Annotated in this window: 19 protein-coding genes, 1 tRNA gene and 4 pseudogenes; 15 read left to right on the forward strand and 9 right to left on the reverse strand. The window is 61.3% G+C overall.

Features of this window, described 5'->3' with window-relative positions:
- Nucleotides 1–6: 6 nt before the first annotated feature.
- The 4 genes and pseudogenes from B4968_RS02850 to paaG form a co-directional block, all read right to left on the reverse strand.
- On the reverse strand, nt 7–603 hold the full coding sequence (locus B4968_RS02850; protein WP_083096424.1) for a TetR/AcrR family transcriptional regulator: 597 nt from the start codon (nt 601–603) through the stop codon (nt 7–9).
- 21 nt (nt 604–624) lie between these two features.
- Nucleotides 625–1,934: pseudogene (paaK, locus tag B4968_RS02855) on the reverse strand (phenylacetate--CoA ligase PaaK).
- A gap of 14 nt (nt 1,935–1,948) precedes the next feature.
- Entirely contained in the window at nt 1,949–2,374 is a 426-nt protein-coding gene (paaI, locus tag B4968_RS02860; protein WP_083096426.1) for a hydroxyphenylacetyl-CoA thioesterase PaaI, read from the reverse strand.
- 2 nt (nt 2,375–2,376) lie between these two features.
- Entirely contained in the window at nt 2,377–3,162 is a 786-nt protein-coding gene (gene paaG / locus B4968_RS02865; protein WP_083096502.1) for a 2-(1,2-epoxy-1,2-dihydrophenyl)acetyl-CoA isomerase PaaG, read from the reverse strand.
- 214 nt (nt 3,163–3,376) lie between these two features.
- Between paaG and paaZ the strand changes: the two are divergent.
- The 6 genes and pseudogenes from paaZ to nagA all read left to right on the forward strand — a co-directional run bounded on the left by paaZ (nt 3,377) and on the right by nagA (nt 9,777).
- Nucleotides 3,377–5,409, forward strand: a pseudogene (gene paaZ / locus B4968_RS02870) (phenylacetic acid degradation bifunctional protein PaaZ).
- Nucleotides 5,410–5,478: 69 nt separating this feature from the next.
- The gene (locus B4968_RS02875) at nt 5,479–6,330 is read left to right on the forward strand and encodes a PaaX family transcriptional regulator C-terminal domain-containing protein (RefSeq protein WP_083096428.1); all 852 of its coding nucleotides are present in this window, start codon (nt 5,479–5,481) and stop codon (nt 6,328–6,330) included.
- A gap of 32 nt (nt 6,331–6,362) precedes the next feature.
- Entirely contained in the window at nt 6,363–7,346 is a 984-nt protein-coding gene (locus tag B4968_RS02880; RefSeq protein ID WP_083096430.1) for an alpha/beta fold hydrolase, read from the forward strand.
- Nucleotides 7,347–7,452: 106 nt separating this feature from the next.
- Nucleotides 7,453–7,529, forward strand: a tRNA-Met gene (locus B4968_RS02885).
- Between the two features lie 65 nt (nt 7,530–7,594).
- Nucleotides 7,595–8,485, forward strand: coding sequence for a glucosamine kinase nucleotide-binding domain-containing protein (locus B4968_RS02890; protein ID WP_083096432.1), 891 nt, complete (start codon nt 7,595–7,597; stop codon nt 8,483–8,485).
- A gap of 104 nt (nt 8,486–8,589) precedes the next feature.
- Nucleotides 8,590–9,777, forward strand: a complete 1,188-nt coding sequence (gene nagA / locus B4968_RS02895) for an N-acetylglucosamine-6-phosphate deacetylase (protein WP_083096503.1) — start codon at nt 8,590–8,592, stop codon at nt 9,775–9,777.
- Nucleotides 9,778–9,813: 36 nt separating this feature from the next.
- On the opposite strand, the gene B4968_RS02900 is transcribed toward nagA, so the two are convergent.
- Genes B4968_RS02900 through B4968_RS02920 form a run of 5 tightly spaced genes read right to left on the reverse strand, consistent with a single transcriptional unit; the run spans nt 9,814 to nt 13,803 of the window.
- A complete protein-coding gene (locus tag B4968_RS02900) occupies nt 9,814–11,385 on the reverse strand; it encodes an efflux RND transporter permease subunit (RefSeq protein ID WP_083096434.1) in 1,572 nt (523 codons plus the stop codon).
- Nucleotides 11,376–12,152 carry an efflux RND transporter permease subunit gene (locus B4968_RS02905; protein ID WP_161492544.1) on the reverse strand — a complete coding sequence of 259 codons (777 nt, stop codon included), beginning with the start codon at nt 12,150–12,152 and terminating at the stop codon, nt 11,376–11,378. The genes B4968_RS02900 and B4968_RS02905 overlap by 10 nt, the downstream gene beginning before the upstream one ends.
- The gene (locus B4968_RS02910; protein ID WP_083096439.1) at nt 12,067–12,942 is read right to left on the reverse strand and encodes an efflux RND transporter permease subunit; all 876 of its coding nucleotides are present in this window, start codon (nt 12,940–12,942) and stop codon (nt 12,067–12,069) included. Before B4968_RS02910 ends, B4968_RS02905 begins: the two co-directional genes overlap by 86 nt.
- Before the next feature lies 1 nt (nt 12,943).
- A complete protein-coding gene (locus B4968_RS02915; protein WP_139792555.1) occupies nt 12,944–13,252 on the reverse strand; it encodes an efflux RND transporter periplasmic adaptor subunit in 309 nt (102 codons plus the stop codon).
- On the reverse strand, nt 13,231–13,803 hold the full coding sequence (locus B4968_RS02920) for an efflux RND transporter periplasmic adaptor subunit (RefSeq protein ID WP_139792556.1): 573 nt from the start codon (nt 13,801–13,803) through the stop codon (nt 13,231–13,233). Before B4968_RS02920 ends, B4968_RS02915 begins: the two co-directional genes overlap by 22 nt.
- An 83-nt stretch (nt 13,804–13,886) precedes the next feature.
- Here B4968_RS02920 and B4968_RS02925 point away from each other — a divergent pair, with 83 nt between their 5' ends.
- From B4968_RS02925 to B4968_RS02970, 9 genes and pseudogenes are all read left to right on the forward strand, one after another.
- Entirely contained in the window at nt 13,887–14,357 is a 471-nt protein-coding gene (locus B4968_RS02925) for a hypothetical protein (protein ID WP_139792557.1), read from the forward strand.
- Nucleotides 14,358–14,785: 428 nt separating this feature from the next.
- The gene (locus B4968_RS02935; protein WP_083096454.1) at nt 14,786–15,253 is read left to right on the forward strand and encodes a hypothetical protein; all 468 of its coding nucleotides are present in this window, start codon (nt 14,786–14,788) and stop codon (nt 15,251–15,253) included.
- 20 nt (nt 15,254–15,273) lie between these two features.
- Nucleotides 15,274–17,448, forward strand: a pseudogene (locus tag B4968_RS02940) (4Fe-4S binding protein).
- Between the two features lie 11 nt (nt 17,449–17,459).
- A pseudogene (gene nosZ / locus B4968_RS02945) lies at nt 17,460–19,372 on the forward strand (TAT-dependent nitrous-oxide reductase).
- Nucleotide 19,373: 1 nt separating this feature from the next.
- Nucleotides 19,374–20,633, forward strand: a complete 1,260-nt coding sequence (locus B4968_RS02950) for a nitrous oxide reductase family maturation protein NosD (protein ID WP_083096457.1) — start codon at nt 19,374–19,376, stop codon at nt 20,631–20,633.
- Nucleotides 20,626–21,534, forward strand: a complete 909-nt coding sequence (locus tag B4968_RS02955) for an ABC transporter ATP-binding protein (protein WP_083096460.1) — start codon at nt 20,626–20,628, stop codon at nt 21,532–21,534. Before B4968_RS02950 ends, B4968_RS02955 begins: the two co-directional genes overlap by 8 nt.
- Complete coding sequence (locus tag B4968_RS02960; protein WP_420916450.1) at nt 21,534–22,352, forward strand: ABC transporter permease; 819 nt, start codon at nt 21,534–21,536, stop codon at nt 22,350–22,352. Before B4968_RS02955 ends, B4968_RS02960 begins: the two co-directional genes overlap by 1 nt.
- The gene (locus B4968_RS02965; protein WP_083096465.1) at nt 22,349–22,897 is read left to right on the forward strand and encodes a nitrous oxide reductase accessory protein NosL; all 549 of its coding nucleotides are present in this window, start codon (nt 22,349–22,351) and stop codon (nt 22,895–22,897) included. The genes B4968_RS02960 and B4968_RS02965 overlap by 4 nt, the downstream gene beginning before the upstream one ends.
- On the forward strand, nt 22,894–23,817 hold the full coding sequence (locus B4968_RS02970) for an FAD:protein FMN transferase (RefSeq protein ID WP_083096467.1): 924 nt from the start codon (nt 22,894–22,896) through the stop codon (nt 23,815–23,817). The genes B4968_RS02965 and B4968_RS02970 overlap by 4 nt, the downstream gene beginning before the upstream one ends.
- Nucleotides 23,818–23,857: the final 40 nt, after the last annotated feature.

A 23,857-nucleotide genomic window follows, 5' to 3' on the forward strand; every position in this document is an offset into this window, starting at 1 on the left:
CCCGCGCTAAAGCCCGCGCACGCCATTCAGGGTCAGGTTGGCGACCAGGTCGGCATAGTCTTCGCGCGCCTGTGGGCCAGCCCCGGAATTCCACATGTAGTACCAGTTCAACATGCCAAAGACCGACATGGTGGCAGCGCGCAATTTGGCAGGGTCTTTGTCAAACACATCGGGAGCGACGCTCTGCAGCGTGTCGCTGAGAAACTGCACCATCTCGCGCTGATAGGCCCGCAGGAGTTTTTGCTGCTCTTCCGGCAGCGCCCCCATAGCCCCTGACTGCACCTTATGCTCATCGTCGGCGCCCTGATAGGCCAGCAGGATCTCTGCCACCACCTGACGCAGGGCGTCATCAGGCGACAGATCCGCCACCTGGACGCCGCAAACCCGGTCGCGCAAGGCGCAAAGGTAGGCATCAAGGAGGCCGAAAAGCACGGCATCCTTGCTATCATAGTAGTGATAGATATTGGCCTTGGAGATGCCGCATTCACGCGCCAGCTGGGTCATTGAGGCCCGGTCATAGCCCGCCTCAGCAAAGACCTTGGCCGCAGATTTCAAAATCTGGGCGCGCTTTTCGTCGTGATCTTTTGCAATGGTGCGGGCCATGGCCTGATATCTCTCTTCTGATTAATCCGCGACGCGGTTGTCGACGACGCGCTTGGCCTTGCCCTGACTGCGTTCGACCTCGCCGGGGTCGCCAACGATGATCTCGGTAGAGACGCCAACCATATCCTTAATCCGCTTGGTCAGCATACGCGCCGCTGCGGTTTTAGACATCTCGTCGGTGGCGTATGGTGTCGCCTCGACCAGCACCCGCATCGCGTCCATACGACCGGCTTTGTACAGCTCGATCTGGTAGTGCGGCGCCAGACCACCGGTGGCCATCAGCTGCTCTTCGATCTGGCTGGGAAAGACATTGACGCCGCGCAGGATGATCATGTCATCGGACCGGCCCGTGATCTTTTCCATCCGCCGCATCGTGCGCGCGGTGCCGGGCAACAGCCGGGTCAGATCGCGGGTGCGATAGCGCACCATCGGCAAGCCCTCTTTGGTGAGAGTGGTAAAGACCAGCTCGCCCATCTCTCCGTCCGGCAGCACCTCGCCGGTCTTTGGATCAATAATCTCGGGCAGGAAGTGGTCTTCCCAGATCACCGGCCCATCTTTGGTCTCGACGCATTCGCTGGCAACCCCCGGCCCCATGATCTCACTGAGGCCATAGATATCCACCGCATGCATATCAAAGGCGGCTTCCACTTCGCGGCGCATGGCGTCTGTCCAGGGTTCGGCCCCAAAGATGCCCACCTGCAGCGAGCTTTTGCGCGGATCAATGCCGACCTTGTGAAACTGCTCAAGGATGTTGAGCATATAAGAGGGGGTCACCATGATGCCGTCGGGTTGGAAATCGGTGATCAGGCCCACCTGTTTTTCGGTCTGGCCGCCCGACATTGGCACCACGGTCGCGCCCAGCTTTTCAATGCCATAATGCGCGCCCAGCCCGCCGGTGAACAAGCATAGCCATAGGCGTTATGCACCATATCGCCGCGGCGCAGGCCCGCTGCGCGCAAGGACCGCGCCACCAGATCCGCCCAGTTGGAGATGTCGCCAGCGGTATAGCCAACTACGGTGGGCTTGCCGGTGGTGCCGGAGGACGCATGCAGGCGAAGGATCTGTTCGCGTGGCACTGCAAACAGCCCAAAGGGATAGTTGTCGCGCAGATCGTTTTTATAGGTGAAGGGGAACTTTGACAGATCCGAAAGCTGCTGCAGATCGTCGGGGTGCACACCGACCGCGTCAAAGCGCTCTTTGTACATCGCAACGTTGTCATAGGCATGGCGCAGCGACCACTTCAGGCGTTGCAGTTGCAGGGCGCGGATTTCATCAATCGAGGCAATTTCGATCGGGTCCAGCTCAGCCTTGTTCGGGGTCAGATCTTTCATGGCTTTTTCCTCACCTATTCGTCAAACAACTGGCCCTTGATCGCGCGGGAAAGCCCGCGAAACACTGCGATCATCTGGCCGTTTTGATTTTCCACTGTCACGTCATAAATCCCGCTGCGCCCGGTCAGAGAGACCTCAGAGGCGCGTGCAACCAGCCGGTCGCCCAGCTTGCCGGGGGCGGTAAATGTGATGCTGTTGCTCTGGGCCACAGTCGACTGATTGCGGCTGTTGCAGGCAAAGGCAAAGGCGCTGTCCGCCAGCATAAAGGTCACCCCGCCGTGGCAAATGCCGTGACCGTTGCAGTGATGCGGCTCTACCGTCAGCTCCAGTGTTGCGGTGCCTTCGTTGATCGCAGCAATCTCCATCCCGGCCCATTTCGAGGCATTGTCGCTGGCCCACATGGCAGCGGCGGATTTTTCGGCGCGTTGTTTGGGTGTCATGCTCAACGCCCCTGAAACTTTGGCGCGCGTTTTTCCAAAAAGGCGCTAACGCCCTCGGCATAATCCGCGCTTTCACCGCAGGTCTTCATAGCGTCCGCCTCTTGCTCCAGATGGTCGTGCAGCGTGGCGACGGCGGCGTCCTGGATGCAATGCTTGCTCAATCCCAGCCCCAGGGTGGGGCCATTGCCCAGCTTTTCCGCCATAGCGCGGGCCTCGCCCATCAGGTCTGCGTCTGGCAGCGCCTTCCAGATCAGCCCCCAGTCTTCGGCCTGCTGCGCGCTCAAAGGCTCCGCCGTAAAGGCAAGCCCCTTGGCGCGGGCTTCTCCCAGCAGACGCGGCAAATGCCAGCTGCCACCGGTATCGGGGATCAGGCCAACCTTTGAGAAAGACTGAATGAATTTGGCGCTCTCAGCGGCAAAAACCATATCACAGGCCAGCGCGATATTGGCCCCGGCTCCGGCGGCGACGCCGTTGACGGCACAGATCACCGGGAAGTTCAGCGACCGGATAAGCCGCACCAGCGGCGCATAGAAGGTCCGCACGGTTTTGCCCAGATCGGGGGGGCCGTCCATCTTGCTGGGGTCGCGGTCGCCCAGATCCTGGCCGGCGCAGAACCCCCGACCGGCACCGGTCAGCAGGATCGCCCGTGCGCCCCCATCCCGCGCGGCCTCTATGGCGGCGCGCAGGGCATAGTGCATCTCATCGTTGAAACTGTTGAGCCGATCCGGCCGGTTCAGAGTGATCTCCACCCAGGCGCCGTGATCCGCCACCAAAATTGACTCGGACATGTCTCTCTCCCCTTTTCGGGCCAGATTGCGGGCCTGGCGCCATCGCAGCAACAGACCCGTCAAACCCCGCTTGACAAATTTCTTGCATAAACCGACCGGACGGTCAATATATCAATCAACGTGAATTTGAGGCGCCGCCTCGGGGCACTGTCTGGCCGAACACTGTCTGGCCAAGCACTGACAGCGCCCGCATCAGGAAAGAAAAGGACAAAGCATGAGCCTGCTAGACATATCCAGTTTTGCCGCCGGTCAATGGATTGCCCCCGGCGCAGGGGCCCGCAGCATCGCCAGCGCCGTGACCGGCGCCCCCCTTGCGCAGGCGGGCAATGATGCGCTGGATGTGCAGGCGATGCTGTCTTATGCCCGCGAGGTGGGCGGCCCTGCCCTGCGCGCCCTCACCTTCCATGACCGCGCCCGCATGCTCAAGGCGCTGGCGGCCCACCTTGGCCAGCACAAACAGGCGCTTTATGATCTCAGTTTCGAGACCGGCGCCACCCAGGCCGACCATATGGTCGATATCGACGGCGGCTGCGCCACAATGTTTGTCTTTGCCTCCAAGGGCCGCCGCGAGATGCCCGACGCCAAGGTCTATCTCGATGGCGAGGTCGAGCAGCTGTCGCGCAACGGCACCTTCCTGGGCCAGCATATCTGCACGCCGATGCAGGGCGTGGCCGTGCATATCAACGCCTTCAGCTTTTCCGGTTCTGGGGCATGCTGGAAAAGCTGGCCCCCCCCCTGCAGGCCGGGGTGCCCGCGATTGTGAAACCTGCGACTGCCACCTGCTATGTCACCGAACTCGCCGTGCGCCTGATGCTCGACAGTGGCATCCTGCCTGCCGGTGCTCTGCAGCTGGTCTCTGGTGGTTTGGGAGATATGCTGGACCATCTGACCATGCAGGACATCGTCAGCTTTACCGGCTCGGCCCAGACCGCGCTGATGCTGCGTAAAAACCCGGTCATTCTGGAAAACTCCATCCGTTTTGTCGCGGAACAGGACAGCCTCAACGCGTCGATCCTGGGACCGGACGCCACGCCCGGCACGCCCGAGTTTGATCTCTTTATCAAAGAAGTCAGCCGCGAGATGACCACCAAGGCGGGGCAGAAATGTACCGCCGTGCGCCGCATCATCACACCCGAAGCCCAGTCTGAGGCCGTAATCGAAGCTCTGTCAGCGCGGCTGAGTAAAGTGCAGATTGGCGATCCCCGTCTTGAGGCCACCCGCATGGGGGCGCTGGTGTCAGGTAGCCAGAAACGCGACGTGCTGGAAAAGGCGGCGATCATCGCCACCGAGGCAACCCGCGTCTATGGCGATCCCGATGCTTTTACCGTTGTGGGTGCCGCTGCCGACAAAGGCGCCTTTGTGCCGCCGATGCTGTTTCACTGTGAAAACCCCGATGCCGCCCAGCGCGTGCATGACACCGAGGCCTTTGGCCCCGTCTCAACCGTGATGGGCTACCGCGATCTGGAGCATGCCGTAACCCTGGCCAACCGCGGCGAAGGCTCGCTGGTGGCCTCCTGCATTACCAATGATGCAGAAGTGGCGCGCGAGGTCGCACTGGGGGCCGGAGCCTATCACGGACGGATCTATTTCAACAACCGCACCTCGATGCAGGAAAGCACCGGTCACGGCTCACCCCTGCCGCATATGGTGCATGGCGGCCCCGGACGGGCCGGCGGCGGCGAAGAGCTCGGCGGTATTCGCGGCGTGAAACACTATATGCAGCGCACCGCCATTCAGGGCAGCCCCGACATTCTTGCGGCCATCGGCGAGCAGTGGGTTCCCGGCGGCACAGAAATCCCCGCCCCCGCGCATCCCTTTACCCGAAAATATGGTGAGCTGGCGCTTGGCGAGACCCTGAACAGCCCCTCGCGCATTGTGACGCTGGACGACATCGAGCATTTTGCCACTTTCACCGGCGACACCTTCTATGCCCATATGGATGACGCCGCCGCCAAACGAAACCCGTTCTTCCCCGGTCGCGTGGCGCATGGTTATCTGCTGCTGTCCTTTGCTGCCGGGCTGTTTGTCGATCCTAATGAGGGTCCGGTTCTGGCCAATACAGGGCTGGATAATCTGCGCTTTATGAAGCCAGTGTCGGCCGGTGACAGCATCAAGGTGCGCCTGAGCGTGAAGAAAAAGACACCCCGCAACGACGACTACGGCGAGGTGCGCTGGCATGTCACCCTGACCAATCAGGACGATGAAAAGGTCGCGGAATACGAGCTGCTGACCATGAACGCCTTCTAAAGCAGTCTTTGCACAAAGCATTTGCGCGCCGGGCTGGTCTAACTGGCCCGGACGCCCTAGATTGAGCGGATGAATAGCGCGCACTCCCAATGGTTTGAGGCAAGCATCGCCCAGCTGAACGATCTGCAAAACCTGCGGGTCTGGTCAATCATCGTGTCGCTGTTTGGTGATCTGGCGCAAAGGCCCGGTGATCAGATCAGCGGCACAACCCTCACCCGGATCATCACACCCATGGGCATAAAGCCCGAAGCGATCCGCGTCGCCCTGCATCGCCTGCGCAAAGATGGCTGGATCGAAAGTGAGCGCTCGGGACGCGCCTCGGTGCATTACCTGACCGGGTTTGGCCGCAGCCAGTCCGCCGCCGTGACGCCGCGCATCTATGCCCGCAACCCACAGGTGCCTGAAAGCTGGCATCTGCTGGTCGCCGAAGAGGGCAATGGCCAGGGGAGCGGACGGAGTAGCGGACAGGGTAATGGCCCGGACAGGGGACAGAACGCGCTGGAAGAGGCGCTTTTGCTGCCGCAATATATCTCGATCAACCGCAGCACAGCACTGGGACATGGCACAGTGCCAACCGGGCTTGACGATCTGTTTGTCGCAGTGGTGTCCGATCTGGACGCCCCACGCTGGTTGCAGGCGCGACTGTTTCCCGATGATTTGGTGCAGGCCTGTCAGTTGCTGCTTGCGGCGCTGCGCACGATTGCGCCCCCGGCTGATATTTCTGCGGTGCAGATTGCCACCCTGCGCACCCTGATCGTGCACCACTGGCGCCGTATTGCCCTGCGCCACCCTGACCTTCCCGACAGGTTCCATCCCACAGATTGGAGCGGTGAGACCTGCCGCGCCCTTGTGTTTGACCTGCTCGACAGATTGCCGAAACCGACCCTAGAGGCGCTGGATCAATCCCCCCCAACCCCCTAGGCCCCTAGGGTCTCTCTATACCGGAGTTCACAATGTCCGCCCTCAGCAGCCTTGCCCTTATGGCCCTTGCCGCCCCCGCAGCGCTTTTGGGTGCAGCCCACCTCAAAACCCGCAAACTGGCACGCGAGGCCCGCGCGCTGGTGCCGCCGGTTGGACAGTTCTGCGACACTCCCCATGGGCGCATCCACTATATCGACATCGGGCCGCGCGACGCCCAACCTCTGGTCATGATCCACGGGCTCAGCGGCCAGCTGCAGCATTTCACCTATGCTCTGGCGGATGCGCTGGCCCGGGACTACCGTGTGATCGCGCTGGACCGGCCCGGCTGTGGCTATTCCACCCGCGCCAGTGATGCGATGGCCCGCCTGCCGGAACAGGCCAAAACCCTGCTCAGCTGCCTGGACAGTCTAGACATCAAACAGCCCGTGCTGGTGGGGCATTCCCTGGGTGGCGCTGTCTCTCTGGCGATGGCACTGCAGGCGCCTGAGAAGATTCGCGGCCTGGCGCTGCTGGCACCGCTCACCCACCCTGCGCCGCAGGGGGTCGATGCCTTTAAAGGCCTGATCGTACACACCAGTCTGATGCGCCACCTGATGGCACAGACCGTGGCCGTCCCAACCGCCAAACGCACCGCCGCGCCGATACTGAGCCAGATTTTTGCGCCGGAATCCTGCCCCGACGATTTCCTGCTCAAGGCAGGCGGCGCGCTGGGGCTCAGACCCGAGAGCTTTGTTGCGGCCTCGGCGGATGCCTCGTTTCTCTATCCCGCGATTGAGACCCAGGCAGCGCGCTACGCCAATGAGCTCTCGGCACCGGGCGCGATTCTGTTTGGAGCGCAGGACGCCATTCTGGACGCCACCGCCCAGGGCAAATCCATGCAGGCCTATGGGCTTGACTGTCAAATCGCCCCCGAGCGCGGCCACATGCTGCCGATTACCGCGCCCGAGCTGTGCGAAGACTTTATCCGCGCCACCCTTGCAAAATTACCCGCACCCCAGCAACCGGTTGACGAATAACGGATTTGAGCAGAGAGGCGAAAATATTTCACCCAAAACAGAATTCTGCTGCATTTCCAACTTGACCCCATCGGCTCCATTCCGTAAATCGCCCTTCACAGACAGTGGCGCGGTAGCTCAGTTGGTTAGAGCGATCGACTCATAATCGATAGGTCGGGAGTTCAAGTCTCCCCCACGCCACCACTTTTCCCCAAAAAACCAATAAGTTCTCTTTCCATGCCCTCGTTAGGGTCGGTATAGATATCCATATGACGCAGCACAGCCCTGTCCAGAATCCTGACCAAATTCTTGCGTTCGATGGTGGCGGAACCCGCTGCCGTCTTGCTCTGGCACGGGGCTCCGAGGTTGTGCGGGTTGAGACCGGCCCGGCCAATGTCTCCAGCAATTTTGATTTGGCCGTCGCACAAATCCAACTGGGGCTGGCGCAACTTGCGGCCACATCAGGCCTCTCGCCCAAAGCTCTGGCCGAAACACCCGCCTATCTGGGTCTTGCGGGCATGATCAGCCCCGAGATCGCTGCGCGTCTGCGCCAAGCACTACCGCTATCGCGCACCCGTATCGAAGACGACAGACCCGCAGCCCTACGCGGCGCGCTAGGGGTGGCGGATGGCGCGATTGCCCATTGTGGCACCGGCTCATTCCTCGCCAGCCAGATCAATTTGCAGCAGCGCATCATTGGCGGCTGGGGACCGCAGTTGGGCGATCAGGCCTCGGCGCAGTGGCTGGGACGGATGGCGCTGACAGCTACCCTGGATGTGGTCGACGGGCTGGCGGCTCCCTCAACGCTCAGCACCGCGATCCTGGCGCGCCTGCCAAGCCCGGCCCGTATTGTGGCCTTTGCCGCCTCGGCCAGCCCAAAGGATATGGGCGCCTTTGCCAGAGAGGTCACAGAGCATGCCACCAGCGGCGATGGGCTGGCGATTGACCTGATGCGCCGTGGGGCCGACTATATCGCAGCACAGCTGTTAAAGATCGGCTGGTCTCCGGGCGCGCGCCTCTGTCTCACCGGCGGGCTGGCCCCGCAGTATAGCCGCTATCTGCCACAAGACATGCAGCAGGCCCTGTGCCAACCCGAGGCGGAACCGCTGACAGGTGCGCTTGCATTGGCGCGGGATTTTGCGACCCTGCGCGCCACATGACGCAGGCGGGTGTCTTGTGGCGCGGGGTTTGGGCCAGCTTGGCTGGGCCCCGGGTGGGCAACGCCCTCAAAATCGGATCAGAAAGACGGGATGAGCGTTACAGAATGAGGGAGACAGACACTCTATATGGGGGCGGGGCCATATTTGACGGCCAGACCCTGCACCGGGACCTGGTCGCACGATTTAGCGCCGGGCGGCTGACCAGTGTCTCAGAGGCAGACCGCGCAGCCGAAGGCGAGACCTATGTGGATCTCGCAGGCGACATCCTCAGCCCCGGTTATCTGGATCTGCAGGTCAATGGCGGCGATGGCATCATGCTGAATGAAGCGCCAAGCTGCGCCGGGCTACAGCGCATCGCAGCCGCGCACCGGGGCCTGGGTGCGGTGCAAATTCTGCCCACCCTGATCACCGACACGCAAGAGAAAACAGCGCAAACCATTGCGGCGGTGGTCGAGGCCCGCGCCGCAGGCCTGCCCGGAATTGCCGGGCTACACCTTGAGGGGCCGCATCTGTCGCAGGCCCGCAAGGGCGCCCATGACGGCGCGCTGATCCGGCCCATGACACAGGACGATCTGGAACAGCTAGTGGCAGCCGCAGCCCTTTTTCCTGTGCTCATGGTCACGCTGGCCCCCGAAAACGTCACCCTTGCGCAGGTCAGAACACTGCGACAGGCCGGGGTGATCCTGTCGCTGGGCCATACGGACGCGTCGTTCGAGCTGGCGATGGACTATGCCGAGGCGGGCGTCAGCTGTGTCACCCATCTGTTCAACGCCATGAGCCAGATGGGCAATCGTGCCCCCGGTCTGGTCGGCGCCGCGCTCAGCTCACCGGGGCTATGCGCCGGGGTGATTGCCGATGGGATACATGTCCACCCAGCGACACTGCGCGCCGCCTGGGCCGCCAAGCAGGCTTTGGCCGGAACGACTGGACAGATCTATCTGGTCAGCGACGCTATGGCACCAGCAGGCAGTGATATCACCTCTTTCAGGCTCGAAGGGCGGCAGATCTCGCGCAGCCATGGACGGCTGACGCTGGCCGATGGCACGCTGGCGGGCGCGGATCTTGATCTTACCACAGCCCTGCGGGTGCTGGTTGAACACTGCGATATCCCTCTGCAACAGGCTCTGACGGCGGCCATCACCACGCCGCGCCACGTGATCGGACAATGGGCGCCGGGCAGCACTGCCCTTGGCATGGCAGAAACTGATTTTATCAGAATTCAAAGCGATCTGTCCGCAGCGCAGCCTGTTCTGGATTTGCCCGGCTTAGAGGCGCCTGTTCTGAGCATGTAGTCTTTGCGCACCTGACGCTGTTGTTTGCCCTGAGCGCTACAAAACGTTCTCGCTGCGTGGAAACTGATCCACCCATTTGCGCACATTGACCACATCAAAATAGACCGAAATCAGCGCCGGCAGCACCAAAAGCACCAATACCATCGAGGCCATCAGCCCAAAGGCGACAGAGACCACAACCGGCACAAGGGTCTGCACCTGCGGGCTGGTCTCAAACAGGATCGGCACCAGCCCTGCAATGGTGGTCGAGGTCGACAACAGGATTGGCCGGAACCGGGCCCGCACCGCATCCAGTGAGGCCGCAACATAGTCGTCGCCCTCAAGATGGGTCTGAAAGAAGGTGAGGAACAGGATCGCATTATTGACCACAATGCCCGCCAGCGAGGCAAAGCCGATCAGACTGGGCATCGAGATATCCATTCCCAGCGCCCAATGGCCCCAGATGGTGCCGACCAGTGCAAAGGGGATCGACAGCATCACCACCACCGGCAACGAATAAGAGCGGAACTGGAAGGCAAGAACCATATAGACCCCCACCAGCCCAAGCAGCAGAAGCTTTAGCAAAGACGCCTGTGATTTGTTCTGCTCGGCCGTGGCACCGGAAATCCCGACCTCGACGCCTGGGAAACGCTCTTGCAGCTCTGCTGCCAGCGCAGTGCTGATAACGGCCGAAATCTGCGCCGAGGTGACGGTGGTCGTGTCGATCTTGCCCCGAATACGCGCCAGGGCTTTGCCATTCTTGCGGGTGCTCGTGGGATAGCCCTGGGTCAGGGTCATCTCGGCAACCTCGGACAGGGCGACCAGCTTGCCATTGCCAACCAGAATGGGGAACCGCTCCAGCTCAGTCAGATGGGAGACCGTATCGTCCAGCTTTACCCGCACCGCCATATTGGACTGGTTAGAGCGAAAACTATCCGTCTCGGTGCCTTCAAACGCACTGCGCAGCTGGTCGGACAGCCCCTGCGGCGTGAGCCCGGTGAGATAGCCATATTCATTCAGCGCCAGCTGCACTTCTTGCCGGCCGCCATAAAAGTCCTGAAAGGCCTCGACCACATCAGAACGCTGCAAAAGACTGTTGCGCAGCGCGGTTGAGGCCGCCTCAAGCTCTTCCAGATCATAGCCCGTGAGCTCTACATCCAGATCAAAGCCGCCGGGGCCCATTTCCGACTGCGAGAACGAAGACTGGATCAGATCGGGGATCGGTCCCGCCGCCAGCCGCCAGGCCTCAAGCACGTCATCTGCCTGCACATTGCGCTGCGCGCTGGCCAGGAGATCCACGGTAATGGTGGCGGTGTTTGACCCATTGTCATAGACCTCGGAATTCACCGCATAGCGCACCAGTACCCGTTCAACCAGCGGTGCACCGCCTTCGGTCTTGGGGGTAAGCTCGGCATCGACCTCGCGCAGCCCCTGCAACAATTGCTCAACCGTGCTGACGGTATGCGCCCGGGATATCCCCGAGGTCAGCGAAAACCGCATGGTCAGCGTGTCGCTTTCGGTCGAGGGAAAGCCGATCATCTTGACCGAACCCGAGGCGATCAGGCCAATCGACACAATCAGCACCGCAAAGACCGAGCCAAGCGTCAGATAGCGCAGCTTTACCAGCATGGCCGCGATGGGCAGAACGCCGTGTTCTTTGACCCATTCAAGGCCCCGCGCTGCGAGGCGGATTTTATGCGCCTAGGTTTTGTGCCGGGTTTTGAGACGGGCTTTGAAGCTGCGTCGTGATTGAGGTGATGCGGCAGAATGAAGAACCCCTCAAACAGAGAGATCGCCAGGGTGATCAGCAGCACCATGGGAATAAACCGCAGGATCTGGCCCATATCCCCGGCCAGAAACAGCAAAGGCCCAAAGACACAGACCGTTGTCAGAAAGGACGAGACAACGCCGGGCAGGACCTCCATAGCCCCCCGGGCCGCGGCCTCGGCTGGCCCCACGCGGGCGCGCCATTTGTCGATGTTTTCCGCGATCACAATGGAATCGTCCATGATCAGTCCCACCGCCATCAACAGGGCCACAAGGGTGATCATATTGATGGTGATGCCAAAGACGCTCATGGCAAACAGCGTGCCCAAAAATGAGACCGGCAGGGCGGCTGAGATCGACAGGGCTTCGCGCAGGGAAAAGAACAGCCACATGGTGATGAAGACCAGCACCAGCCCCACGGCGATATTCTCGGCAATCAGGTTCAGGCGTTCTTCGACCAGTTCGGTCATATTGTTGGTCACGGTGATGCGAAACGGCGCGGGATAGGCGGCGCGCTCGGCGTTGAGCCCCGTCTCTACCGCCTCAAAAACACGAATACTGTCGACCTTCTTGGATTTCGGACACCGAGATAATCGCCGCCTGATCGCCGTCAATAAAGGAGGCGACATTCTCATCGGTATCCATCATGCGGACCTCGGCAAGGTCGCGCAGCCGCACAAAACTGCCAGAGCTGTTTGGCAACACGATCAGGTCTTCGAGATCACTTTTGGTGCGGCGGGTATTGGCATAGCGCAGCACAATGCTGTTTTCATCCAACTCAGCATTACCAAGCGGCTGGCTGAGACTGCGGGCCTGGATCGCATCGACAATATCGCGGGTCGACAGCCCGTAGCGATACAGGGTGTCCTCGTCAAAAACCACCTGCAGCTCGCGGTCGGTAATGCCCGACACAGAAATGTCAGCCACCCCCGGCAAGGCCTGCAACTGATCCGCCAGTTGGTCGGCATATTCGATCAAGCCCTGTTTGCTCGAGATTCCCGAGACGGCAACCAGCGCCACCAGATCACTGCGCGCCAGTATCTCGACCGTTGGCGCCTCGGCATCCGTGGGGAAGTCATTGATGCCCGACACCGCTGAGAAAACATCGTTGAAAAACAAGGTGAGATCGCCGCCTTCTTCCAACTCTGCCGTGGGCGTGGCCATACCATCGGTCGACAGGCACGTAAGCTCAGCCAGGCCGTTGGTGCCTGTGAGCGCGCTTTCTAGCGGGCTGCAGATTTCTTCGTCCACGTCCCGCGCCGAGGCGCGGGGGTAGATCACCGTGGCCCCCACGGTTGAGGCGGTAAATTCCGGGAAGGTTTCGCGCTCAAGATTGCCGAGCACCCCGATCCCCAGAATACACAGCAGAACCATCATCAGGTTTGACGCAACCGGGTGGCGGACAAAAAAGGAGATCATATCAGTTGCCTTCACCCAGGGTCGCCGCGGGTATCAGCACCAGCTTCATACCGGGAACCGGCGGGCTGGGCTGGCCCAGAACCAGGGTCTCGCTGCCGTCCAGCCCCGCCGTCACGATCACCTCGCTGCCAATGATCTGGCCCGTCTCTACCTCTCGGATCTCCAGTCGCGCGGCACTGCCAGAGGGACTGCCAGTCGGGCTGTCAGAGGGGCTGTCAGGCGGGCTAACAGCCAGATAGACAAAGGGCTTCCCCTGATCGCTCATATGCAAGGCATGGCGCGGCACGGCTATACTGTCGGCACGGGGCATGCTGGAGAAGACCACGCGCACAAAACTGCCGGTATGCAGCGGCGGGGGGCGCACACCCGGGCGCAAGACCAGCGGGTGGCTACTCTGACGACAATCCCCATGGTGCCCGTCTCTGAATCCATCGTGCCGCGCAGCCGCACAATCTCGGCCTCCCCGGCGGCAAAGGCCTCTGTGCTCGACAGCTCAACCCGCGCGCTCACCCCAGAGCGTTGCAGGGCGGCAATAAACTGGCTGGTGTCAAAACTGCCGTCCTGCAGAAACGCGGTGGCAAAACTGGCAAAGACAACGGGGCCAAAACTGCTGGGCTGAATCTCTGCCACCACTTCGGCGGCGGCTGTGCTGTCCAGCGACAGCAGGTTGTCGCCCGTGCCGACAAATTGCCCCACCTCCGCGTCCATGCTGGCCACCCGGCCCCGAAAGGGCGCTATGATCGTGGATTTCTCCAGTGCGCGCTCTGCCTCGGCCAGTTCGGCCTGCCGCACCGCCAAAGTCGCGCGCAGAGCATCGCCCTGAGCCGGAAAAAGCGACAGTGTATTGGTCAGATTGGTCACCGATGTCTGCTGCGACAAAAACGACTTTTCTGCGGTGTCGACATTGGCCTGCGTGCCCGCGCCCCGCTTCCAGCAGTGACTGAATGCGGGCCAGCTCTGCTTCGGCCACCTTGAGGATGCGCTGCTCGACCAGCAGCAACCGCTGTGAGTTTTCCTCCTGGCGGCTCAGCTCTGCAAGATCGGCCTGGACCGCGGCAATATTGGCAAGGGTCTTTTGCCGCGACAGCTCATTGTCGGTCTGGTCGATCTCGATCAGAACCGCACCGGCCTCGACGATGCTGCCGGTGTTCAGCCCCGGCAAAACGCCTGTGACCCGGCCCTGCACCTCGGCAAGGGCGGCCCAGCTGTGTTCGGCCTCGACCCGGCCAAAACCCTGGGCTGTGGCGATGATCGTCCTGGGGGTAACCGCCTGCACCCGCACGGCCAGCGCCGCTTCCGGCGGCGCGCTCACCTCAGGGTCCGGCCGGGAGGTCATCCAGACGAAAGCCAAAACACCCAGCACGACAGGCGGAAGAACGAGAAGAGGGCGGAGGTTCATAAAGGCTTCTTTCTGACTGTGACCAGTTCTGCAGCCCCCGCAGAGCAAGGGGCAACCCGTAATACACGCAGAACCAGATGTGTTCCGTCGCCCCTACTGTGCGCTTTTTCAGAGAAATTGCCACCGCAGAAACCTGATGCCCTTCCAGGGGCGATCTGTTTTTCTTTGGCGCCCTGACAGCGCTGCGCAGGCAAGATACCCTTTCACGATTTCGCAGAGGAGATGACGCCGGAATACCACTCGCAAGTCACTCGCAAGCCTCCCAAAAGTCTGCGGCCTCATTGACCATTTCCTGTACATGCCCAGAAAATTTCACAATAAATTCAATATATTGAATTCGAATTTCTTGACGCAGGAATTCGCGTATCTTTGTGCTGGAACAAACTTCGGCTATGGCGACCTCGCTAGGGTTGCCCCAGATCCTGAAACCGAATCTGGCGAGCAATGCATCCTTTCTCCCGATATCCCCCGCGGCGCGGCACCGGAGCTTTCCGCCGCCTTGCGGGCTGTGTGACGGTGCTGTTGTTTGCGGTGCAACTGCTGCTGCCCAGCATTGGCAAGGCCGGTGCGGCAGAGACATGGATCGAAATCTGCAGCGAATTTGGCGCGATCGAAATCCTGGTGCAGGTCACAGAGGGCAATGCCCCGTCTCAGGACTGCCCAGACTGCGACATCTGCCTGATGTGTGCTGCGCAAAATGGTCTGTCCCGCAGCGTCGCGCGCCCCGTGCTTAGCGCTGTTTGGATCACCCGCGTGACAGCACAGGGGCACCCCATCGAGACGGCGTCAAACCCGGCGCAGTTTTGGCATGACGGCCGGGGACCGCCGCGCCTGACCCCAGATACAATGACACGCGCATGCGGCGCGGCCATGGCAACCACTCAAGGTAAGGAGGCGGTGCTTTGGAGCTAACGCGCACTCTTTGTGGCTGGATGACAGCCCTGATGATTTCTCTCGTGGCCATTGTCGCCCCGGGGCCGGCCCAGGCAGATAGCCTCGCCTCCTTCCTCACAGAGCTCACCCCTGCAGATCTTTACCCCGGTGCCGATGCCTTTGGCCCGATCCGCGCGGACGTGCCGGTTGCTCCGATCCTGCGGGGGGGCGACACGGTCGCCTACGCCTTTCTGACCTCGGATTTTGTCGGCACCACCGGGTATTCCGGCAAACCGATCCACGTGGTTGCAGGCATTGACACCGAGGCCGTGCTAACCGGCGTCAAGCTAGTGAAACATTCCGAGCCGATCGTGCTCATCGGTATTCCCAACTCCAAAATGGTGAACCTGACCGAAAGCTATACCGGGCTGGATCTAAAGGCAGAGGCGGCCACCGGCGGCGAAGCCCATGACCTCGATATTATTTCCGGCGCCACCGTCACCATCATGATCATTGACGACAGCCTGGTACGCGGCGGCATCAAGGTTGCGCGCGCATTGGGTCTGGGCGGCCTTGCGCCCAATCTGGCCACCGGCCCCACGCGCGCCGTCGACATGGCCCAGCGCGAGACATCTGACTGGCACAGCATGGCAGGCGACGGCACCACCCGGCGCATGACACTGGACATCGGCCAGATCAACGCCGCCTTTGAGGCCACAGGGGACCGGCGCGCCATTCGGCGCCGGGAACGCGGCGCAGCTGACGGCACCTACATCGACATGCATGTGGCGCTGGTCTCGGTGCCCGCCATTGGCCTCAGCCTGCTGGGCGAAGCCGAGTACCAGAACCTCACCGATTGGCTGGAAGAGGGCGAAGAGGCCATTTTGGTGCTGGGGCGGGGCGTCTATAGCTTTAAGGGCTCGGGCTATGTGCGCGGCGGAATCTTTGACCGTATCCAGCTGATCCAGGGCGACAACTCGGTGCGCTTTTTTGACAAACAACAGCGTCGGCTGGGCGCGCTTGCGACCCCTGACAGCCCCAGTTTTTCCGAGCTGGACATCTTCAAGATCCCTGCCAACGCCGGGTTCGACCCGACTGAGCCCTTCCGGCTGCAGCTTTTGGCGCAGCGGGTGGTCGGTGCGATCGACAAGACCTTCCTGACCTTTGATCTCGGCTACAAGCTGCCGGAACACTATCTGCTGCCCCTGGCCGCCGCGCCTGTGGTGGTCGACAGCGCGACAGATGAGGCGGCTGCAAAATCTGCGCTCTGGCAGCGGATCTGGCGCGACAAACAGATTGAGATCGCCGTGCTTGGCGTCATGCTGCTGGTGCTGACCGGGGTCTTTTTCTTTCAGGTTCAGGCCACCAGGAATGCGCGTGCTTTTTACTGGTTCCGCATTGGCTATCTCAGCTTTACCCTGGTGTTTCTCGGCTGGTACGCCAATGCGCAGCTTTCCGTGGTCAACCTGATGGCGCTGGCGGCTAGCTTGCGGTCGGGCTTTACCTGGGACGCCTTCCTGATGGACCCGCTGGTGTTTATCCAGTGGTTCTCTATTGCGGCGGCCCTGCTGTTTTGGGGCCGTGGCGCCTATTGCGGCTGGCTGTGCCCCTTTGGCGCGCTGCAGGAGCTGACCAACAGACTGGCGCGCGCCCTCAAGGTGCCGCAATGGACCCTGCCCTGGGGGTTGCATGAACGCCTTTGGCCGCTGAAATACATGATCTTTCTCGGGTTGTTTGGCCTCTCGATGGTGTCGATGCCGCTGGCAGAAACCTACGCCGAGATTGAACCCTTCTAGACCGCGATCATTCTGAAGTTCGCGCGCGCCTGGCCCTTTGTCGTCTTTGCTCTGCTGCTGTTGCTGGCGGGTCTGTTTGTCGAGCGGTTCTACTGCCGCTACCTCTGCCCGCTGGGCGGCGCGCTGGCGATCCCGGCCCGGATCCGCATGTTTGACTGGCTGGAAAGCTACAAGGACTGCGGCAGCCCCTGCCAGACCTGCGCCAATGAATGCCCGGTTCAGGCCATTCACCCCACGGGTGAAATCAACCCGAATGAATGCGTCAACTGTCTGCATTGTCAGGTGCTGTACCAGTCGGACACCAAATGCCCGGTGGTGATCAAAAAGATCAAACGCCGTTCCAAGACCGGCAGCCCGGGCCCCAATCTCCCTCCTGACCTCAACCTTGGCCGCCCACCGGCCAATCACCCCAACGCGAACAAGACACCTGTTTCCTAAAGGAGGACACCATGTCTGAAGACCAGAAAAACGACCTCTCCGTCACCCGCCGCGGCCTGCTGGGGGCAACCGCCACCGGCGCCGCCCTTGCTGCGACCGGCGTCGGCAGCGCCATGCTGGGCGCAACAGCTGCTAACGCTGCGGGCAATGCGGCCAGCCTGGCTCCGGGTGAGCTGGACGAGTATTATGGCTTCTGGTCCTCGGGTCAGACCGGCGAGCTGCGCATTCTGGGTGTGCCTTCGATGCGTGAATTCATGCGGGTGCCAGTATTCAACCGCTGCTCGGCCACCGGCTGGGGCCAAACCAACGAGTCGCTGAAAATCCTGACCGAAGGCCTGCTGCCCGAGACCAAGGCCTTCCTTGCTGCCAACGGCAAGCAAACCTACGACAACGGCGATCTGCACCACCCGCACATGTCCTTCACCGATGGGGTTTATGACGGGCGTTTCCTGTTCATGAACGACAAGGCCAACACCCGTGTGGCCCGTGTGCGCTGTGATGTGATGAAATGCGACAAGATCATCGAGATCCCCAACGCCCATGACATCCATGGGCTGCGACCGCAAAAATTCCCGCGCACCGGCTATGTCTTTGCCAATGGTGAGCACGAAGCCCCGCTGATCAACGACGGCAAGATCCTCGATGAGCCCGCGGAATATGTGAACATCTTTACCGCCATCGACGGCGACGAGATGGCAGTGGCCTGGCAGGTGATCGTGTCTGGTAACCTCGACAACACCGATTGTGACTATCAGGGCAAATATGCCTTTTCGACCTCCTATAACTCGGAAATGGGGATGAACCTGGCCGAGATGACCGAGAGCGAGATGGACCATGTTGTGGTCTTCAACCTGGCCGAGATCGAAAAAGGCATCGCCGCCGGGGACTATCAGGAGCTGAAGGGCGTCAAGGTTGTCGATGGCCGCAAGGGTGCGGGCAACAAATACACCCGCTACATCCCAATCCCCAACTCGCCCCACGGTGTGAACGCCGCCCCCGACAAGCGTCACATCATGATCAATGGCAAGCTGTCGCCCACCGTTTCGGTGATCGATGTGGAAAAAGTCGACGCCCTGTTCAATGACGACGCCGATCCACTCTCGACCATCGTGGCAGAGCCCGAACTGGGGCTTGGCCCGCTCCCCACCGCCTTTGACAATAAGGGCCGCGCCTATACCACCCTGTTCCTCGACAGCCAGATTGTGAAGTGGGACATTGCCAAGGCGATTGAGGCCTATGGCGGCGGCGACGCGGATCCGATCCTCGAGAAGATCGACGTGCACTACCAGCCGGGTCACAACTCTACCTCGATGGGCGAGACCTACGAGGCCGATGGTAAGTGGCTGATCTCGATGAACAAGTTCTCGAAGGACCGCTTCCTGAATGTGGGGCCACTGAAGCCCGAGAACGAGCAGCTGATCGATATCTCTGGCGACACCATGAAGGTGGTCCACGATGGCCCCACCTTTGCCGAGCCGCACGACAGCATCATCGTACACCGCTCAAAGGTGAACCCGGTCAATGTCTGGGACCGCAACGATCCCACGTGGGCAGAGGCCCGCGCGCAGGCCGTGGCTGATGATGTCGATCTTGACGACTATCAGGACAGCATCATTCGCGATGGCAACAAGGTTCGCGTCTATATGTCCAGCCAGGCGCCAAACTTCAGCCTCGAAAGCTTTACCGTCAAGCAGGGCGATGAAGTCACTGTCTATGTCACCAATCTGGATGATATTGATGATCTGACCCATGGCTTTTGTATGGCCAACTTTGGCGTCGCCAGGAGGTCGGCCCGCAAGCAACTGCCTCGGTGACCTTTATTGACGAACGTCCGGGCGTGCACTGGTACTACTGCCAGTGGTTCTGCCACGCGCTGCACATGGAAATGCGCGGCCGGATGTTTGTTGAACCACGGGGGGCCTAGGATGCGCTGGCTCCTGCTCACAGCAGCCCTGCTGATCGGTGGCGGCGCTTGCGCCGCCGACTGGCAGGTGCCCAACAGGGCCGGAGCCATTGCTCAGACGCTCGCTCAGGCGGCGGACGGCGATAGCCTTCGTCTGGCGCCTGGCACCTATTTTGAAATCCTGACCCTGGACCGTCCGGTCACGCTGGATGGTCAGGGCCATGCCACCATCGATGGTGGCAATCAGGGCAGCACCATCACGGTGACCGGACCCGGGGTTATCGTTCAGGGCCTCACGGTACAGGGGTCTGGCTCGGATCATGAAACCATCGACAGCGGTATTCAGCTGACCAAGACCGCCCGGGCACCAGTGATCAAAGGCAATATTTTGCTGGGCAACGTTTACGGGGTGGATATCCACGGCGCGCGCGACGCACTGGTCGCCGACAATGTGATCGAGGGCCGTCAGGACCGCCATATGAACATGCGCGGCAATGGCGTCTACGTCTGGAACGCCCCCGGTGCCATTGTCAGTGGCAACGACATTCGCTGGGGCCGCGACGGGGTCTTTGTGAATTCCTCCAAGCGCAATATTTTTCGCGACAACCTGTTTCGCGATCTGCGCTTTGCGGTGCACTACATGTATGCCGACAACTCTGAGGTCACGGGCAATGTCTCAATCGGCAACCATCTGGGCTATGCGGTGATGTTCTCAACCCGGGTCAAGGTCAGCGATAATGTCTCGCTCAACGACCGCGACCACGGCGTGATGCTGAACTACACCAACAAGAGTGTGATCACTGGCAACTACGTCAAGGGCGCCCGCAACAAATGCACCTTTCTTTACAATTCGCACAAGAACGATTTCTCCGACAACTGGTTCCAGGGCTGCGGCATCGGCATCCACTTTACCGCCGCCAGCGAAAACAACCACATTGTGGGCAACGCCTTTGTCGGCAACCGGCATCAGGTGAAATATGTCGCCTCCAAATGGGTCGAATGGTCCGAACAGGGGCGCGGCAACTACTGGTCCGACAACGCGGGCTTTGATGTTGATGGCAATGGCATCGCCGATGCGCCCTATCGCCCAAATGACAGCATGGATCATGTGCTCTGGACGCAACCCGCTGCCAAACTGCTGATGGGCTCCCCCGCCGTGCAGCTGGTACGCTGGTCGCAATCGGCCTTTCCCGCCCTGTTGCCCGGTGGCGTGATCGACAGCAACCCCCTGATGCGCCCGGTGAAACCCGTGGTCGCCAACAAGGTTGACAAGGATGGATAACACCAACGACACCCGGGTTCTCGAGATCACCGGTCTCGACAAATTCCGTGGCACCACGCAGGTGCTGCAGGGGATTGACCTCACCCTGAGGGCCGGTGAGCGGCTTGCTCTGCTGGGCCATAACGGTGCTGGCAAATCGACCCTGATCAAGGCAGTGCTGGGCCTGATCCAGACCGAAGGCGGCAGCATCAGCATTTGCGGATCGCGCCCCGGCACAGGCGCTGCCCGCACCCACACCGCGTTTTTGCCCGAAGCCGTGAGCTTTCATCCCGCCCTGACCGGCCATGAGCAGCTTTTGATGTTTGCCCGCCTCTCAGGCGAGACGGCTGATATCAGCGCACTGCTGCAGCGCGTTGGCCTGAGCGAGGCGATGCATCGCCGCATTGGTACCTATTCCAAGGGCATGCGTCAGCGGCTAGGGTTGGCGCAGGTACTGCTGGGACGGCCAAAACTGGCCCTGTTGGATGAGCCCACCAGCGGGCTGGACCCGATCTCGCGTCAGGATCTTTATGCCATCATTGATGAGCTGGCCGCTCAGGGCACTGCGGTGCTGATTGCCTCGCATGCCCTCACCGAGGTCGAGGCCCGCACCGACCGCATTGCCATCCTGCGCCGCGGCGTAAAGGTGGCGGATGACACCCTTGCCAACCTTTCGACCAACGCGGGCCTGCCGGTAAAGCTGCGCCTGCGCGCCACAGAGGCCCAGGCGGATCAGCTCGCGCAACAGACCGGCGGGTGCCGCATCAATGGCGCCTCGGTCGAAATCCGTTGCGCGCCGCAGGACAAAATGGCCGAGCTGCGCCGCATTGCCGCCCTTGGTGATGTGGTGGTGGATCTCGATATGGTGCCGCCGCGGCTGGAAGATCTGTACCGTCACTATTCACAGGAGGAGCCGAGCTGATGCGTATCCTTGCCATGACCCGCTCTGAACTTTTGATCCTGCGCCGCAATCTGTGGATCTTTATGGCCACGCTGATCATGCTGGCCTTTGCCCTGGCGCTGTCGTTTGCGGGCTCTGCCCCCACCGGCACGCTCGGCGTTGATATGCTCACCATCTCGGTGGCCTCAATGACCACCCTGTCGGTTTATCTGGCACCCCTTTTGGCCCTGATGATGAGCTTTGATGCCATTGCAGGCGACCGCGAACGCGGCTCTCTGGCCCTGTTGCTCAGCTATCCGGCCGGCCGGGGTGAGATCCTTGTGGGCAAATTTCTGGCCCATCTGGCAGCGCTCTCCATCGCCATGGGGATTGGCTTTGGCACCGCCGGCGCCATAGCCGCCTGGTTTGGCAGCGCGGGGGCCGACAGCCTTGTGGCGCTGGCCCGTTTGGTGGCGACCTCAATCCTGCTTGGGGCCGTCTTTCTGGTGCTGGGCTATGCCATCTCAGCGCTGGCCAGCAGCACCACCTCGGCGGCCGGTCTGTCGGCCGGGCTCTGGCTGGTCTTTGTGGTGCTCTTTGATCTGGCCTTGTTAGGTGCGGTGGTGATGGACAGCGGCGGCGCCTTTACCCAAAGCGTCTTTCCCTGGGTGATGGTGGCCAATCCGGCGGATGCCTTCCGGATCTGGAATATTGCCGCCTCTGAAAGCGTCGCCCTTGCCAGTGTCATGGCAGGTGCTGCCTCGGCCCTGCCCGGTTGGGCGGCGCCACTTTCGTTGCTGGCCTGGCCCGTGGTCGGCTTTGTTCTGGCCCGTGCCGCCTTTGGAAAGGTTGAACCATGAAACGCCTCAGCCTGCTCAACGTCCTCTCCCTGTCGGCTTTTACACTGGTGGCTTTTGCCCTGTCGGCCTGTCAGGAGGAAGAGGCCAAACTGCCCCCGGCTCCCGTTGAGCTGACCGAGGTGGCGCTCAGCTATTTTTGCCAGATGAACATCGCCGAACATGGCGGCCCCAAGGGGCAGATCCATCTTGAAGGCTTTGCGGCACCGCTGTTTTTTGCCCAGGTTCGCGATCTTGTCGCCTACCTCAAAGGGCCCGAGCGCGACGCCGATATCACGGCGATCTATGTCAGCGACATGGGCGCAGCAATCAGCTGGGCCAAGCCGGGCAGTAACAACTGGGTTGCCGCCAATGAGGCGTTCTTTGTCATCAACAGCCCTGTGGCCGGTGGCATGGGAGCACCTGAAATTGTGCCTTTTGCCAGGGCTGATGACGCCGAAAAATTCACCGCCCGCTATGGTGGCCGCGTCACCTCGCTTGCGGATATCCCCGCCGAGGCCGCGCTGGGACCGGTGGATCTGGACCAGACATTGGAGACCCCCTCATGACCGCGCCTTTTTCCCGCCGCCGCTTTCTCAGCATTTCTGCCGCAAGTTTTGCCACTGGTCTTGGTGCTGGCCCCGCAATTGCCGACACGCCTCAAATGGCCCAGTTGCAGGCACGATGGCAGGGGCGCGCCATGGGGGCAGCCGCCCAGATGACGATTTTGGGCATGGACCAAACCCAGGCCGCACCGCTGTTCGCCCGGATAGAGGCAGAGCTTATGCGGCTTGAGGCCATCTTCAGCCTGTACCAACCTACCTCACAGCTGGTCCGCCTCAATGCCAGGGGTCATCTGAGCGCCCCCGCGCCGGAACTGCTGGATGTGCTCAGCCTCTCGGCCAGTTTGAACGCCGCCACGGACGGCGCGTTTGATCCAACCGTGCAGCCGCTCTGGCAGGCGCTGTCGCTTGGCACAGAACCCGTGATCACTGGCACCGCTGGCTGGAAACACCTGCGCTATGACAGCCAGGAGGTACGGTTTTTGCGCCCCAACATGGGCCTCACACTGAATGGGATTGCACAGGGCTATATCACCGACCAGATCGCCGCCCTGCTCCGCGCCGAGGGGCTGAAAAACCTGCTGCTGGACATGGGCGAGATCGCCGCGCTTGGCCGTCGCCCAGACGGGCGTGGCTGGCAGGTTGGTGTCGTCTCTCCAGACACAAGATTGCAGTCAAAGCTGAGCCTTTCTGACCGCGCCCTGGCGACCTCTGCCGCTGCCGGAACTCTGGTTGGAGACGCCCAGAGCCATATCCTGAACCCGCATACGGGGCTTGGCGCTGCTGCCGGCCGCATGGTCTCGGTCAGTGCGCCAAAGGCTGCGCTGGCTGATGGCCTGTCCACTGCTCTTTGTCTGTTGCCTGCCACGGCAGCGCCCTCGGTGATCCGCCAGTTTGCCGGGGCAAGGCTGGAATACCTGGTCTGATTGCAGGTCTCTGGTCTGTTTTTTGCAGCTTGCAGCCCGC

The sequence above is a fragment of the Pseudophaeobacter leonis genome (assembly GCF_002087335.1).
Classification (GTDB): domain Bacteria; phylum Pseudomonadota; class Alphaproteobacteria; order Rhodobacterales; family Rhodobacteraceae; genus Pseudophaeobacter; species Pseudophaeobacter leonis.

Coding starts and splice junctions, on each gene's coding strand:
- B4968_RS02850 (WP_083096424.1), bottom strand. CDS start 603: ATGGCCCGCACCATTGCAAAAGATCACGACGAAAAGCGCGCCCAGATT.
- paaI (WP_083096426.1), bottom strand. CDS start 2,374: ATGACACCCAAACAACGCGCCGAAAAATCCGCCGCTGCCATGTGGGCC.
- paaG (WP_083096502.1), bottom strand. CDS start 3,162: ATGTCCGAGTCAATTTTGGTGGCGGATCACGGCGCCTGGGTGGAGATC.
- B4968_RS02875 (WP_083096428.1), top strand. CDS start 5,479: ATGAATAGCGCGCACTCCCAATGGTTTGAGGCAAGCATCGCCCAGCTG.
- B4968_RS02880 (WP_083096430.1), top strand. CDS start 6,363: ATGTCCGCCCTCAGCAGCCTTGCCCTTATGGCCCTTGCCGCCCCCGCA.
- B4968_RS02890 (WP_083096432.1), top strand. CDS start 7,595: ATGACGCAGCACAGCCCTGTCCAGAATCCTGACCAAATTCTTGCGTTC.
- nagA (WP_083096503.1), top strand. CDS start 8,590: ATGAGGGAGACAGACACTCTATATGGGGGCGGGGCCATATTTGACGGC.
- B4968_RS02900 (WP_083096434.1), bottom strand. CDS start 11,385: ATGCTGGTAAAGCTGCGCTATCTGACGCTTGGCTCGGTCTTTGCGGTG.
- B4968_RS02905 (WP_161492544.1), bottom strand. CDS start 12,152: ATGTCGCCTCCTTTATTGACGGCGATCAGGCGGCGATTATCTCGGTGT.
- B4968_RS02910 (WP_083096439.1), bottom strand. CDS start 12,942: ATGATCTCCTTTTTTGTCCGCCACCCGGTTGCGTCAAACCTGATGATG.
- B4968_RS02915 (WP_139792555.1), bottom strand. CDS start 13,252: ATGCCCCGTGCCGACAGTATAGCCGTGCCGCGCCATGCCTTGCATATG.
- B4968_RS02925 (WP_139792557.1), top strand. CDS start 13,887: ATGCGGGCCAGCTCTGCTTCGGCCACCTTGAGGATGCGCTGCTCGACC.
- B4968_RS02935 (WP_083096454.1), top strand. CDS start 14,786: ATGCATCCTTTCTCCCGATATCCCCCGCGGCGCGGCACCGGAGCTTTC.
- B4968_RS02950 (WP_083096457.1), top strand. CDS start 19,374: ATGCGCTGGCTCCTGCTCACAGCAGCCCTGCTGATCGGTGGCGGCGCT.
- B4968_RS02955 (WP_083096460.1), top strand. CDS start 20,626: ATGGATAACACCAACGACACCCGGGTTCTCGAGATCACCGGTCTCGAC.
- B4968_RS02960 (WP_420916450.1), top strand. CDS start 21,534: ATGCGTATCCTTGCCATGACCCGCTCTGAACTTTTGATCCTGCGCCGC.
- B4968_RS02965 (WP_083096465.1), top strand. CDS start 22,349: ATGAAACGCCTCAGCCTGCTCAACGTCCTCTCCCTGTCGGCTTTTACA.
- B4968_RS02970 (WP_083096467.1), top strand. CDS start 22,894: ATGACCGCGCCTTTTTCCCGCCGCCGCTTTCTCAGCATTTCTGCCGCA.